The sequence below is a fragment of the Bradyrhizobium sp. WYCCWR 13022 genome, assembly GCF_030435535.1.
Classification (GTDB): Bacteria; Pseudomonadota; Alphaproteobacteria; order Rhizobiales; family Xanthobacteraceae; genus Bradyrhizobium.
This window is the reverse complement of sequence record NZ_JAUIZJ010000015.1, coordinates 14882-27634: the sequence shown is the minus strand read 5'-3', so window position 1 is coordinate 27634 and position 12753 is coordinate 14882. Positions and strand designations below refer to the sequence as shown.

Annotated in this window: 15 protein-coding genes; all 15 read left to right on the top strand. The window is 62.6% G+C overall.

The window, feature by feature from the left end; genetic code table 11:
- Positions 1 to 15: 15 nt before the first annotated feature.
- Complete coding sequence (locus QY049_RS21560; protein ID WP_128929513.1) at positions 16 to 1806, top strand: nickel-dependent hydrogenase large subunit; 1791 nt, start codon at positions 16 to 18, stop codon at positions 1804 to 1806.
- Positions 1807 to 1815: 9 nt separating this feature from the next.
- Entirely contained in the window at positions 1816 to 2559 is a 744-nt protein-coding gene (cybH, locus tag QY049_RS21555; protein ID WP_128929514.1) for a Ni/Fe-hydrogenase, b-type cytochrome subunit, read from the top strand.
- Positions 2560 to 2575: 16 nt separating this feature from the next.
- A complete protein-coding gene (locus QY049_RS21550) occupies positions 2576 to 3154 on the top strand; it encodes a HyaD/HybD family hydrogenase maturation endopeptidase (protein WP_128955163.1) in 579 nt (192 codons plus the stop codon).
- Positions 3155 to 3180: 26 nt separating this feature from the next.
- The gene (locus QY049_RS21545) at positions 3181 to 3477 is read left to right on the top strand and encodes a HypC/HybG/HupF family hydrogenase formation chaperone (RefSeq protein WP_128929516.1); all 297 of its coding nucleotides are present in this window, start codon (positions 3181 to 3183) and stop codon (positions 3475 to 3477) included.
- A 253-nt stretch (positions 3478 to 3730) separates the two neighbouring features.
- Positions 3731 to 4177, top strand: coding sequence for a hydrogenase accessory protein (locus QY049_RS21540; RefSeq protein WP_128929517.1), 447 nt, complete (start codon positions 3731 to 3733; stop codon positions 4175 to 4177).
- A complete protein-coding gene (locus QY049_RS21535; protein WP_128955164.1) occupies positions 4174 to 5037 on the top strand; it encodes a hydrogenase expression/formation protein in 864 nt (287 codons plus the stop codon). The genes QY049_RS21540 and QY049_RS21535 overlap by 4 nt, the downstream gene beginning before the upstream one ends.
- Positions 5034 to 5243: a rubredoxin gene (locus QY049_RS21530; protein WP_128929519.1), complete on the top strand. Its 210-nt coding sequence runs from the start codon at positions 5034 to 5036 to the stop codon at positions 5241 to 5243. The genes QY049_RS21535 and QY049_RS21530 overlap by 4 nt, the downstream gene beginning before the upstream one ends.
- Positions 5240 to 5749 carry a [NiFe]-hydrogenase assembly chaperone HybE gene (gene hybE / locus QY049_RS21525; RefSeq protein WP_128929520.1) on the top strand — a complete coding sequence of 170 codons (510 nt, stop codon included), beginning with the start codon at positions 5240 to 5242 and terminating at the stop codon, positions 5747 to 5749. Before QY049_RS21530 ends, hybE begins: the two co-directional genes overlap by 4 nt.
- Positions 5746 to 6837 carry a nickel-dependent hydrogenase large subunit gene (locus QY049_RS21520; RefSeq protein ID WP_128929521.1) on the top strand — a complete coding sequence of 364 codons (1092 nt, stop codon included), beginning with the start codon at positions 5746 to 5748 and terminating at the stop codon, positions 6835 to 6837. The genes hybE and QY049_RS21520 overlap by 4 nt, the downstream gene beginning before the upstream one ends.
- Positions 6830 to 7171 carry a hydrogenase maturation nickel metallochaperone HypA gene (gene hypA / locus QY049_RS21515; RefSeq protein WP_128929522.1) on the top strand — a complete coding sequence of 114 codons (342 nt, stop codon included), beginning with the start codon at positions 6830 to 6832 and terminating at the stop codon, positions 7169 to 7171. The genes QY049_RS21520 and hypA overlap by 8 nt, the downstream gene beginning before the upstream one ends.
- Complete coding sequence (gene hypB, locus QY049_RS21510; protein WP_128955165.1) at positions 7171 to 8076, top strand: hydrogenase nickel incorporation protein HypB; 906 nt, start codon at positions 7171 to 7173, stop codon at positions 8074 to 8076. The genes hypA and hypB overlap by 1 nt, the downstream gene beginning before the upstream one ends.
- Positions 8077 to 8078: 2 nt before the next feature.
- Positions 8079 to 10334: a carbamoyltransferase HypF gene (gene hypF / locus QY049_RS21505; RefSeq protein WP_164933597.1), complete on the top strand. Its 2256-nt coding sequence runs from the start codon at positions 8079 to 8081 to the stop codon at positions 10332 to 10334.
- Positions 10334 to 10570, top strand: a complete 237-nt coding sequence (locus tag QY049_RS21500) for a HypC/HybG/HupF family hydrogenase formation chaperone (protein WP_128929525.1) — start codon at positions 10334 to 10336, stop codon at positions 10568 to 10570. Before hypF ends, QY049_RS21500 begins: the two co-directional genes overlap by 1 nt.
- Positions 10567 to 11709, top strand: coding sequence for a hydrogenase formation protein HypD (gene hypD / locus QY049_RS21495; protein WP_128955166.1), 1143 nt, complete (start codon positions 10567 to 10569; stop codon positions 11707 to 11709). The genes QY049_RS21500 and hypD overlap by 4 nt, the downstream gene beginning before the upstream one ends.
- A complete protein-coding gene (gene hypE, locus QY049_RS21490; RefSeq protein ID WP_128929527.1) occupies positions 11706 to 12746 on the top strand; it encodes a hydrogenase expression/formation protein HypE in 1041 nt (346 codons plus the stop codon). The genes hypD and hypE overlap by 4 nt, the downstream gene beginning before the upstream one ends.
- Positions 12747 to 12753 lie beyond the last annotated feature (7 nt).

Here is a 12753-nt window from a genome sequence, read left to right as displayed (position 1 = left end):
AGGGTAGAAACGATCATGGGTATCCAGACTCCCAACGGCTTCAATCTCGACAATTCCGGCAAACGCATCGTCGTCGATCCCGTGACCCGCATCGAGGGACACATGCGGGTCGAGGTCAATGTCGACGCCGACAACGTGATCCGCAATGCCGTATCGACCGGCACGATGTGGCGCGGGATCGAGGTGATCCTGAAGAACCGCGACCCGCGCGATGCGTGGGCATTTACCGAGCGGATCTGCGGCGTCTGCACCGGCACGCACGCGCTGACCTCGGTGCGCGCGGTCGAGAACGCGCTTGGGATCACCATCCCCGAAAACGCAAACTCGATTCGCAACCTGATGCAGCTCGCACTTCAGGTGCACGACCACGTCGTCCATTTCTATCACCTGCATGCGCTCGATTGGGTCGACGTCGTCTCCGCACTCTCGGCCGATCCGCGCGCGACATCAACGCTAGCCCAGTCGATCTCGAGCTGGCCGCTGTCCTCGCCGGGATACTTCAAGGATCTGCAGACCCGGCTCAAGAAGTTCGTCGAGTCCGGACAGCTCGGTCCGTTCAAGAACGGCTATTGGGGCAGCAAAGCCTACAGATTGCCGCCCGAGGCCAATCTGATGGCGGTCGCGCATTATCTGGAGGCGCTCGATTTCCAGAAGGAGATCGTCAAGATCCACACCATCTTCGGCGGCAAGAATCCGCATCCAAACTGGCTCGTCGGCGGCGTGCCCTGTCCGATCAACGTAGATGGGACAGGTGCTGTCGGTGCCATCAACATGGAGCGGTTGAACCTGATCTCCTCGATCATCGACCGCATCATGGAATTCAACGAAATGGTCTACCTGCCTGACGTGGCCGCGATCGGTTCGTTCTACAAGGACTGGCTCTATGGTGGAGGCATTTCGGGTCAGAACGTGCTCGCCTATGGCGACGTGCCAGAACATGCCAACGACTATTCAGCCAAGAACCTGAAGCTGCCACGAGGCGCCATCATCAACGGCAATCTCTCCGAGGTGCTTCCGGTCGATCACGCCAATCCCGACGAGATCCAGGAGTTCGTGGTCCACTCCTGGTACAAGTATCCCGACGAAACCAAGGGCCTTCATCCTTGGGATGGCATCACGGAGCCGAACTACGAACTCGGACCCAATGCAAAGGGTACCAAGACCGCGATCGAACAGCTCGACGAAGGCGGCAAATATTCTTGGATCAAGGCGCCGCGCTGGAAGGGACATGCCATGGAGGTCGGCCCGCTCGCGCGCTGGGTCGTCGGCTATGCGCAGAACAAGGCGGAGTTCAAGGATCCCGTCGACAAATTCCTGAAGGATCTCGATCTACCAATGTCGGCGCTGTTCTCGACGCTCGGCCGCACCGCGGCGCGCGCGCTCGAATCTGTTTGGGCCGGACGCCAGATGCGCTATTTCCAGGACAAGCTCGTTGCCAATATCAAAGCCGGCGACAGCTCGACCGCGAATGTCGACAAGTGGAAACCGGAGAGCTGGCCGAAGGAAGCCAAGGGCTTTGGCTTCACCGAGGCCCCGCGCGGCGCGCTCGCGCACTGGATCAAGATCAAGGAAACCAAGATCGACAACTACCAGTGCGTGGTACCGACGACCTGGAACGGCTCGCCGCGCGATCCGCAAGGCAACATCGGCGCGTTCGAAGCCTCGCTCATGAACACGCCGATGGTTAATCCCGAGCAGCCGCTCGAGATCCTGCGCACGATCCATTCCTTCGATCCGTGCCTTGCCTGTTCGACGCACGTCATGAGCCCGGACGGCCAGGAACTCGCCAAGGTCAAGGTCAGGTAGGAGGCGGCCATGATGGATGCAATTGCTCCCCCGGTGGAAAGCGAGCCGGACCTGACGGCGATCGCGGCCGATGCTGCTGGCGAGCATGCGGTGGGCCGGCCCACCGTCTATGTCTACGAAGCGCCGGTGCGCATCTGCCATTGGGTGAACGCGTTCTCGATCATCATCCTGATGGTCACCGGGTTTCTGATCGGGACGCCGCTGCCGGCGGTCGAGGGGGAGGCGTCGGCCAACTTCGTGATGGGCTATATGCGCTTCGCCCATTTCGCGGCGGGGCAGGTGCTCGCGGTGTTCTTCCTCGCGCGTATCCTGTGGGCCTTCACCGGCAACCACCATTCCCGGCAGATCTTCTATCTGCCGGTGCATCGCCGGCAATTCTGGAAGGAAGTCTGGCACGAGATCCGCTGGTACGCCTTCCTGGAACGTCAGCCGAAGATGTATGTCGGGCACAACCCGCTGGCGCAGACCGCGATGTTCACGGGCTTCACGTTGTTCGTGACCTTCATGATCGTGACCGGCTTTGCGCTCTATTCGGAAGGAGAAGGCATCGATAGCTGGCAGCACAAACTGTTCGGCTGGGTGTTCTCGATCTGGCCGAACAGCCAGGACGTTCACACCTGGCATCATCTGGGCATGTGGGCGCTGGTCGTGTTCGTGATGGTACACATCTACGCTGCGATCCGCGAGGACATCATGTCACGCCAGAGTATCATCTCCTCGATGATCTCGGGCGAACGGCAATTCCGTGACTGAAACTGGAACGATCTCGATGTTGAACGCCCCAAACGACGACCACATCTTGGTGCTCGGCATCGGCAACATCCTGTGGGCCGATGAAGGCTTTGGCGTGCGCGCGGTGGAGGACTTCCACCGCCGCTACGCCGTGCCTGATAATGTCACGATTCTCGATGGCGGAACGCAGGGGCTCTATCTCGTCAACTATCTGGAGGACGCTGATCGCTTGCTCGTGTTCGATGCCATCGATTATGGTCTGCCGCCAGGCAAGCTGAAGCTCGTGCGCGGCGACGAGGTGCCACGCTTCACCGGCGCGAAGAAGATGAGTCTGCATCAAACCGGCTTCCAGGAGGTGATCAGCGCAGCCGACCTGCTCGGCCGCTGCCCGAAGCACCTCGTCCTGATCGGCTGCCAACCGCTCGATCTCGAAGACTGGGGAGGTCCATTGACGGCGTCCGTACGCGATCAGATCGCACCGGCCATCGAGCTTGCCTGCAAAGTTCTGGCCGAGTGGGGCATCGAGGTGAAGCTGCGCGATACGCCGTTGGCAGACTCCGAGCGCCTGCTCGCCAACGACATCGACCATGCGAGTTACGAGATGCGGCCGGCCTGACCGCCGGAGCGTGCCGGAGAAGACGGATGTGCCTTGGACTGCCGATGACTATCGTCGAGACCGATGGAATTTCGGCTTTGTGCGAGTTTCGCGGCGAGCAACGCCGCGTCTCCGTGCTTCTGCTCTCGCATCCTCCGGCCGGTGCCCACGTGCTGGTCTACATCGACACGGCGATCCGCCTACTTGAGAAAGAAGAAGCGTGCCTGATTGCGGCTGCCATCGACGGTCTCGGTGCAGCGCTCGACGGCAACGATTTCGACTGCTTCTTCGCCGATCTGATCGACCGCGAACCGCAATTGCCTGCGCACCTCCTGACTGATTAAGCGGGTTGTCATCCTAGAATGACTTGGCCGGCTGACCTCAGCCGCTGGCCGAGGTGCTCGCCGGAAGACAAGTTTCTAGTCTGGAAAGAAGGCTTTCGTTTGTAGTGGAAAGTAGCTTATCATTCGCATCCACTCGGCTTGATGGCGTTGAAAATAGATCAGTGAATTCAACTACATAAATCCTGACTGTCCCTGGCACGCAGCTTGCTAACACTATCCCGATCAGAAAGATAAGTCTGTTTTGGGAGGTCAAATGGAATTCCAGGTAGGACGGCATGATCTCAGTCGGCATGGCCTCAATGAGGTCGATGTCGCGACCGTCGATCATTTTCTTAAACATGCCGACCAAGCCGGTGCTGTCGCCGTGCTGCTATCGGCGGGTAATCCCAACCGTTTTCCGGAGGCCATTGATGTCGCCGTAGTGCTGCCTGAGCTGGTTACGGCGTTCGGAGGCCGCCTGCGCGCCGCGATCATTGCACCCCATGCCGAAGAGGCGCTTGGCGAACGTTTCGGGGTGCGAGTGCAGCCGACCCTTATCTTCGTGGCCAAGGGCGAGACGCTGGGGCTGATCGCCAAGATCCAGGATTGGTCAGTCTATGTCGACCGCATCACTAAGCTGATCGACCGCCCGCGCGGGCAAAGCGCAGCCATTGCCGTTACCATTGTTCCCCAGCATCGCGCAAAAGGTGTCGAGCTATGAAGGTCGGATTCTGGGATGCGCCGGAAGGCGCCGAGCAACCCGTCAGCGTGTTCCCTATCGGAGAAGAGAGTCTCAATGCCTCAAGTGGCAGCCTGACGGCGGCCGGCGCACTCGCAAGACTCGCAACATTAGACAGTGTCGAGCTCGCTAAGAACTGCCCCAAAGCCGTCACGCTGCTCTCCAACATCGCGGAGGCCATTGCAGGTCAAAGGGCGGACGCACCCTCGCAACTGTTCCGGCTCGGCAATCTCAACGATCTCGAAAGCAAGCTCGTCGCCGATGTTCTCGGCGAGGGGGAGGTCGGCGGCGTCGTAGCGCTGCCGGACGGATCGCTGGCGCAGATTCAAGAATCGGTGCTCGCAGGGATCTGGCGTGTCAGGATCGAAACTGACGCGGCTTCCGAATATATTGAAGTAGGCGCTGTTCCCGAGATCGTCAGACGCGCAGCAGCCGATCTGACAGCCGCCGATTTCGAAATCGGACAGGCCCCTGAAGGCGCCATGAACGTCCTACCGGTGCTCGCCGAGATCCGCGAGCGGGCGCTAGCCTGGCGTCCTGGCATCCGCTCGCAGATCATCAATTTCACTCTGTTGCCGATGAGCCCGGTGGATATGAGCTTTTTGCAGGAGACTATTCGGAACGGGCCGATCCAGCTTGTCTCGCGCGGCTATGGCACCTGTCGGGTGCTGTCGACTGGCATTCGCAATGTCTGGTCGGTGCAGTTTTTCAACGCCATGGACACCATCATCCTCGACACGCTGGAAGTTGGCGGGGTACCCACGGTTGCGCTTGCTGCAGACGAAGATTTCGAGGATTCCGCCGAACGGCTCCAAGAAATCATTGAGGCATATTTCAAATGAGCGCCTTTGAGAACTTTGGCGTGCGCCAAGACGTCACTGAGGCTGCGCGGCTTGAATGCGGCATCTGTTGGACCGTCTATGATCCGGCCGATGGTGATGCGGTGGCGCAGATCGCACCCGGCACACCGTTCTCACTTCTGCCGGAGGAGTGGCGATGCCCCAACTGCGACGCCCCGAAATCGAAGTTCATGGCGATCGAAACATGACTGCCAGCGCGCCAAGCTCTCCCAGCGACGCCGACGCGGTGACATGGGGCGAGCTATTGGCAGGAATGTATCGCCAGATCGGCGAGCGCGCGATGCGCGATTTGCCAATCTACAACGAGGCCCTCGATGTTGAGGCCATTGGTTTCCGTCGCTTCGAGGGAACGTTTGTCGGCATCATGGTCACTCCTTGGTTCATGAACGTGGTGATGCCGGCGAGCGCCGCTGGGGATAGGTCGGGCGCGACCGTGCGTATTCGCTTTCCAGCCGGTGATATCGAATTTACCCTCAGCGAGGTGCAAATGGGCCGCATCGCTAGCTGCTCGCTGTTCTCGCCAATGTTCCAATTTGCGGACATGGCATCGGCGCGAGCAACGGCTGACGCCGCTCTTGCCGAGCTGATGCTGCCGGCCGACAGCGAGGAGGCGGTCCGCCGGCGCGAACCACCGACGACCCCGATTGATCGTCGGAGCTTCCTGCGCGGTACCTTGACGGAGCGGCCGGGATGAGTCGCCCCTTTCGAAACGAAATTGACATAATGGTGTGGCTCACTGGTACCACAATTTCGGACGTTGCTATCCGGCCACGGAGCCGGCCTCCCCTGACGAGGCTGTTTGCCGGAAAGCCGGCAAGCGCGCTCATCCCTGTGCTGCCGCGCCTGTTCTCCTTATGCTCGGTCGCCCACCAAGTGGCCTTCCTTTCAGCAATCGAGGCGGCGCAGGGGCTGGAGACGATCAAGCCGATAGCGATGCATCGTCTCACGGCCGTTGTCGCCGAGCGCTTAACTGAATTGATACGCGGCCTGTTCGTCGCAGGCCTCGAACTCGATCAGGAGAGCGCACCCGCAGTGCGAAGCATGATACAGGCGAGCACCACTCTCAGTGGTGCGGTTGAAACCGTGCCAGATACCGTGCGCCGCGATGTCATTGCACACGTCAAGGCTGCGCTCCGCGCGCTCGGAGTTTCGGGTGAACACCAGCCTCCGGCGCCAGGCAGCGTACTTTCCACCTATCTGACGCGCTGCGATCGTGAGGTGATGTCATTGCCGGCGGCCGACCAATTCTTTCTGACCCCCGCTGACGATCTTGAGATCGTGACGCGCCTCATGGCTGAAGGGACGGCTTATTCCGAAGCGCCGGAACTCTGCGGGAAGGTTCCGGAAACGGGCGTCTGGGCGCGGCGGGCGCAGCGCGAACAGATTTTGTCCTTAAGTGCTAGCGGCGCCGCGCGCGTGAGAGCGCGCATCGACGAGATCGCCCGGCTCACCTGTTGGCTGGACGCCAGGCGGGACGCTCCCGATAATGGCGTCGTTGCGAGCTATCGGCTCGGCGAGCGCCGGGGCGCAGCGGCAGTGGAATGCGCCCGAGGCCGGCTCCATCACGCGGTTAAGCTCGATGAGGAAGGACGTATCGTCGGCTTCGAATATATCGCTCCGACCGAGTGGAATTTTCACGAACGCGGACCGCTGGTGCGAAGCCTCAAGGGCGCGCTCCTCTCCGCCGGCCGGCAGGGCCAAGACGCGGTGCGGACACTTGTCGGGGCGTTCGACCCCTGCGTCGGATTCAGCGTCAGCTTCCGCGAGGCCAGCCATGCATGAGATGGCCTTGTGCGAGGGCATCATCGGGATCGTCGAGGAAGAGGCGCGCAAGCGCTCGTTCTTGCGAGTGAAGGCGGTGTGTTTAGAGATCGGTGCGCTCAGCCATGTCGCGCCGGACGCAATGCAATTCTGCTTCGAGGCCGTCGCGGCGCGGACCATCGCGCAAGGCGCAAGACTCGAGATCATCGCGACGCCGGGCACGGCCTGGTGCATGGCCTGCTCGCAAAACGTCGAGATCAAGCAGCGCTACGAGCCGTGTCCATCCTGCGGCAGCTATCAATTGCAGGTCACCGGCGGCGAAGAGATGCGTGTGAAGGAACTGGAGGTCGACTGATGTGTACGGTCTGCGGCTGCAGCGACGGCAAAGCGTCCAACGAACATACGCATGATCATAATCAGGATCACGAGCACGCTCATGGAGGTCATCATCACCACCATGGCCCCGGTCACCATCACCACCACCATCACGACGGAAGCCACGATCATGGGCCTGGCGATACGGGCCTGCTCGACTGCAGTGCAGACGCCGCCGGCCAACAGATCGCGGGCATGAGCAGCGATCGCATCATCCAGATCGAACGCGATATTCTCGGCAAGAACGACAGACTCGCCGCCGACAACCGCGCTCGCTTCCGTGCCGACGGCGTGCTCGCCTTCAACTTGGTTTCGAGCCCCGGAGCCGGCAAAACCTCGCTGCTAGTCCGCACCGTCAGTGAGCTGAAGGACAGTTTCCCGATCGGCGTGATCGAGGGTGACCAGCAAACCTCCAACGATGCCGAGCGCATCCGCGCAACCGGCGTGCCGGCGATCCAGGTCAACACCGGAAAGGGCTGCCATCTCGACGCGGCCATGGTCGGTGAAGCCTATGACCGGCTGCCCTGGCTGAACGGTGGGGTCGTGTTCATCGAGAATGTCGGTAATCTCGTCTGTCCGGCGGCATTCGACCTCGGTGAAGCCTGCAAGATCGTGGTGTTCTCGACCACCGAAGGCGAGGACAAGCCGCTGAAATATCCGGACATGTTCGCTGCCTCCGCGCTTATGCTGATCAACAAGATCGATCTTGCGCCCGTGCTCGATTTCGACCTCGCCAGGACCATCGAATATGCGCGGCGGGTCAATCCCAGGATCGAGGTGCTGACGGTGTCGGCGCGCACCGGCGAAGGCTTCCTGGCCTTCTATGCCTGGCTCCGCAAGCGGGCTTCGAAGGCGAAGCCGGCCGAGATGACGGCAGCGGAGTGAGGATGAGCGACAAGGCCACAGCGCGGGACGGACAGCGGCTGCGCCTGCATGTGCGTGGCGCCGTGCAGGGCGTCGGCTTTCGTCCCTACGTCTATGGTCTCGCCACCCGCTATCGCCTCGGCGGCTTCGTCGCCAACGATCCGAACGGCGTTCTTATCGAAGTCGAAGGCGAGCGGGCGTCCGATTTCGTCGCCGCGCTGCCACTGGAAAAGCCGCCGCTTGCCAGGATCGACGAGATCTCGGTTCAGCCGATCGGCGCCGCCGCCACCGAGGAGTTCTCGATTCGCACCAGCGAGCAGGGTAGGGTGTCGACGCGCATCGTCGCGGACGCCGCGACTTGCCGGGAATGCCTGAGCGAGCTGTTCGATCCGGCAAGCCGATTCCACCGCTATCCCTTCATCAACTGCACGCATTGCGGTCCGCGCTACACCATCGCCGAGCGGCTGCCCTATGATCGTCCGGCCACCGCAATGAAGCGCTTTGCGATGTGCGCAGCCTGTGCCGCTGATTATGCTGACCCCGGCAGTCGCCGCTTCCATACCGAGGCGATTGCGTGCCCGCGATGCGGGCCGCGGCTCAGCCATGGCATCGCCGAGATCGCCGCCGCCGTCGCGGGCGGCAAGATTGTCGCGATCAAGGGCCTCGGCGGTTATCAGCTCATCTGCGATGCTCACAATGATGCGGCCGTGCGGCAACTGCGCCTGCGCAAGCAGCGCGATCAGAAGCCCTTCGCCGTCATGGTCGGTACGCTGGAGGCAGTCGCCGAGTTCGCCGAGGCCGACGCTGTCGAACTTGCGCTGCTCGAGTCACGGCCGCGGCCGATCGTGTTGCTGACGTCGCGCGGGCGCCTTGTGCAGTCAATCGCGCCGGAGCTGGCGCGCATCGGCATCATGCTGCCGGTCGCACCGCTTCACCACCTGATTTTCGATGCGCTGAATGCGGCGCATGCGCCGGTCGGCGAGAGCTGGGCGATTGTCGCGACCAGCGCCAATCTCAGCGGCGAGCCGCTGCTGATCGATAATCGCGAAGCGGAGCAACGACTTGCCGGCATCGCCGATCTCATCGTCACGCATGACCGCGACATCGTCACCCGCGCCGATGATTCCTTGGCTGCGGTGGTCGCCGGACGGCCCCAGTTCATTCGGCGTGCGCGAGGCTATGTCCCGGAGCCTGTCCGGCTTGCGCGCTCGGTGGCGCCCCTGCTTGCCGTCGGCGGAGCGCTGAAGTCGACGGTGGCGGTGACGCGCGGCAACGAGGCCTTTGTCTCCCAGCACATCGGCGACCTCGACACCGCAGAAGGCATCCGATTCTTCGAGGAAACTGTGGACCATCTGCTGTCTACCCTCGACGTCGAGCCTGTCGCCCTGATCCACGACTTGCATCCGAACATGGCATCGACCCGTTTCGCCGAGGCACGCGGGACCAGGCTGATCGCGGTCCAGCACCATCACGCCCATGCGGCCTCGGTGATGGCGGAGCATGGCATCGCAGGTCCGGTGCTTGCCTTAGTGCTTGACGGGTTCGGCTACGGCAGCGACGGCGGCAATTGGGGGGGCGAACTGCTTGCCTGTGAAGGCGCGCGGTTCCGGCGGCTCGGGCATCTGGCGCCGCTGAAGATGCCGGGCGGCGATCGGGTCGCGCGCGAGCCGTGGCGGATGGCCGCCAGCGTGCTGCACGCGCTTCGGCGCGGCGATGCGATTGCGTCTCGCTTTGCGGCACAGCCGCAGGCCGCGCGCCTATCGGCTCTGCTCGAACAACCCGGTATGCCCACGACGACCAGCGCCGGCCGGCTGTTCGATGCGGCCGCAGGGCTGCTCGGGGTCTGCACCGTACAAACCTACGAAGGCGAGGCTGCCATGAAGCTAGAGGCGCGGGTCCGCGAGCCGCGCGTTGTGTCCGGCGGCTGGGTGATCGAGAATGGCGTGCTGTCGCTGCTCCCATTGCTCGACCGTCTGGTGGTCGATGCGCCGGATCCCACCGACGGGGCCGGGCTGTTTCACGGCACCTTCGCTGCCGCTTGCGTCGATTGGATCTCCCAAGCGGCTCGTGAGACCGGACTTGAGACCGTCGCCTTGAGCGGCGGCTGCTTCCTGAACGCCCGCCTCAGCACCGGGATTTCGCGCGGTTGCATCGCTGCCGGGCTCACCCCGCTCTTGCCGCGCCAACTGCCGCCGAATGATGGCGGCCTAAGCCTGGGTCAGGCCTGGATCGCGGGGCTGCAACTTCTCGAACACCAAGGCTTAGAAGGAACCGCCTGATGTGTCTTGCCATACCCGCCGAGGTGACAAAGCTCCTGCCTGACGACATGGCCATTGTGTCCATCGACGGCGTCAGCAAGGAGATCTCCGTCGCGCTCATCGAGGATCTCGCCATCGGCGACTACGTGATCATCCATGTCGGCTACGCGCTTACCAAAATCGATCCGGAAGAGGCGCAACGGACGCTGGAATTGCTGCACGAGCTTAGCGCCGAGGCCCTGGGAGCCATGCCATGAAGTATGCCGACGAGTTCCGCGACAAGGAGATCGCGCTCGGGCTTGCGAACGCGATCCAGTCCGAAGCAGATCCGCAGCGCCCCTATCGCTTCATGGAATTCTGCGGCGGCCACACGCATGCGATCTCGCGTTATGGCCTGGAGGACATGCTGCCTAAAAACGTGCGGATGATCCACGGTCCGGGTTGCCCGGTTTGCGTACTGCCGGCGGGGCGCATCGACATGGCGATCCGACTGGCCGAACGGCCCGAAATCATCTTCTGCGTCTATGGCGATCTGATGCGCGTGCCGGGCTCGCAAGGCGCCTCGTTGCTGAAGGCAAAGGCGAAAGGCGCCGACATCCGCATGGTCTATTCCACCATCGATGCGCTCAGGATCGCCGAGGAGAATCCGCAGCGCCAGATCGTATTCTTCGCCATCGGCTTCGAAACGACGACGCCGCCCACTGCGGTCATGATCCGTTTGGCCGAAAAGAAGCAGCTCGCCAATTTCAGCGTCTTCTGCAACCACGTGCTGACGCCGCCGGCGATGCAGAACATCTTGGAGAGCCCGGATATTCGCAACATCGGCCGGGTCGAGATCGACGGCTTTGTCGGACCTGCGCATGTCTCGACTATTATCGGGACGGCTCCTTACGAGTTCTTCGCGGAAGAATTCGGCAAGCCGGTCGTGATCTCGGGCTTCGAGCCTCTCGACATGATGCAGGCGATCCTGATGCTGGTGCGGCAGGTCAATGAGAACCGGCACGAGGTCGAGAACCAGTACAGCCGCGCTGTAAAGCGTGACGGCAATCTGCGCGCCAAGGAGGAGGTCTCCGACATTTTCGAGCTGCGCGACCAGTTCGAATGGCGCGGGCTCGGGCAGGTACCCTATAGCGGCCTGAAGCTGAAGCGCGCTTTCGCGAAATACGATGCCGAAGCGCGCTTCGACATGAAGGAGCTCCGCGTTGCCGACAATCCGGCCTGTGAATGCGGCGCCATCCTGCGCGGCGTGAAGAAACCGGTCGATTGCAAGCTGTTCGGCACGGTCTGCACGCCGGAAACGCCGATAGGGTCTTGCATGGTCTCGTCCGAGGGCGCCTGCGCTGCGCACTGGACCTATGGCCGCTTCCGCGACCATCAGCAGAGGCGGGCATCATGAAGGCCCATCAACGCAAGCTCGACATCAAGAACGGCTGCGTAGACCTGTCCCACGGCTCTGGCGGCCGCGCGATGGCACAGCTGATCTCGGGTCTTTTCCACTCGGCCTTCGGCAACGAATGGCTGGCGCGCGGCAATGACCAGTCGGCCTTCGATGTCGCAGCCGGACGCATGGTCATGACGACCGACGGTTACGTGGTCTCGCCGCTATTCTTCCCGGGCGGCAATATCGGCTCGCTCGCCGTGCACGGCACGGTCAACGACATCGCCATGGCCGGCGCGCGGCCGCTCTACCTCTCGGCGAGCTTCATCATCGAGGAGGGCTTTCGCTTCTCCGACCTGAAGATGATCGCGGAATCTATGGGCGAGGCGGCGCGCGCGGCCGGCGTCCATATCATCACGGGCGATACCAAGGTGGTCGAGCGCGGCAAGGCCGACGGCCTCTTCATCTCGACCGCCGGCGTCGGCGTCGTACCCGATGGCCTCGATCTATCCGCCGAGAAGGCTCGCGTCGGCGATCGCGTCCTGATCTCCGGCACGCTCGGGGACCACGGCGTCGCTATCATGTCGAAGCGGCAGAACCTCGCCTTCGAGACCGAGATCGTCTCGGACTCAGCCTCGCTGCATGATCTCGTGGCAAAGATGGTCACCGCAGGCGGAGAGGGCATCCGCCTGATGCGCGATCCGACCCGCGGCGGGCTAGCCGCCGCGCTCAACGAGATCGCCCAGCAGTCTGGCCTCGGCTTCCGTGTGCAGGAGGAGGCGATCCCAGTGAAGCCGGGCGTGGCCGCGGCCTGCGAACTGCTGGGCCTCGACCCGCTCTATGTGGCCAACGAAGGCAAGCTGGTTGCAATTGTGGCCCCGGAGGCGGCCGCTGCCGTGCTCGCGACGATGCGCGCGCATCCGCTCGGCTGTGATGCGGCCGACATCGGCGAGGCCGTGGCCGACGATCACCATTTCGTGCAGATGGCGACGAGCTTTGGCGGTGGCCGGATCGTCGACTGGCTGTCGGGCGAACAACTGCCGAGGATCTGCTGAGGCCGGT

Coding starts and splice junctions, on each gene's coding strand:
- QY049_RS21560 (WP_128929513.1), top strand. CDS start 16: ATGGGTATCCAGACTCCCAACGGCTTCAATCTCGACAATTCCGGCAAA.
- cybH (WP_128929514.1), top strand. CDS start 1,816: ATGATGGATGCAATTGCTCCCCCGGTGGAAAGCGAGCCGGACCTGACG.
- QY049_RS21550 (WP_128955163.1), top strand. CDS start 2,576: ATGTTGAACGCCCCAAACGACGACCACATCTTGGTGCTCGGCATCGGC.
- QY049_RS21545 (WP_128929516.1), top strand. CDS start 3,181: ATGTGCCTTGGACTGCCGATGACTATCGTCGAGACCGATGGAATTTCG.
- QY049_RS21540 (WP_128929517.1), top strand. CDS start 3,731: ATGGAATTCCAGGTAGGACGGCATGATCTCAGTCGGCATGGCCTCAAT.
- QY049_RS21535 (WP_128955164.1), top strand. CDS start 4,174: ATGAAGGTCGGATTCTGGGATGCGCCGGAAGGCGCCGAGCAACCCGTC.
- QY049_RS21530 (WP_128929519.1), top strand. CDS start 5,034: ATGAGCGCCTTTGAGAACTTTGGCGTGCGCCAAGACGTCACTGAGGCT.
- hybE (WP_128929520.1), top strand. CDS start 5,240: ATGACTGCCAGCGCGCCAAGCTCTCCCAGCGACGCCGACGCGGTGACA.
- QY049_RS21520 (WP_128929521.1), top strand. CDS start 5,746: ATGAGTCGCCCCTTTCGAAACGAAATTGACATAATGGTGTGGCTCACT.
- hypA (WP_128929522.1), top strand. CDS start 6,830: ATGCATGAGATGGCCTTGTGCGAGGGCATCATCGGGATCGTCGAGGAA.
- hypB (WP_128955165.1), top strand. CDS start 7,171: ATGTGTACGGTCTGCGGCTGCAGCGACGGCAAAGCGTCCAACGAACAT.
- hypF (WP_164933597.1), top strand. CDS start 8,079: ATGAGCGACAAGGCCACAGCGCGGGACGGACAGCGGCTGCGCCTGCAT.
- QY049_RS21500 (WP_128929525.1), top strand. CDS start 10,334: ATGTGTCTTGCCATACCCGCCGAGGTGACAAAGCTCCTGCCTGACGAC.
- hypD (WP_128955166.1), top strand. CDS start 10,567: ATGAAGTATGCCGACGAGTTCCGCGACAAGGAGATCGCGCTCGGGCTT.
- hypE (WP_128929527.1), top strand. CDS start 11,706: ATGAAGGCCCATCAACGCAAGCTCGACATCAAGAACGGCTGCGTAGAC.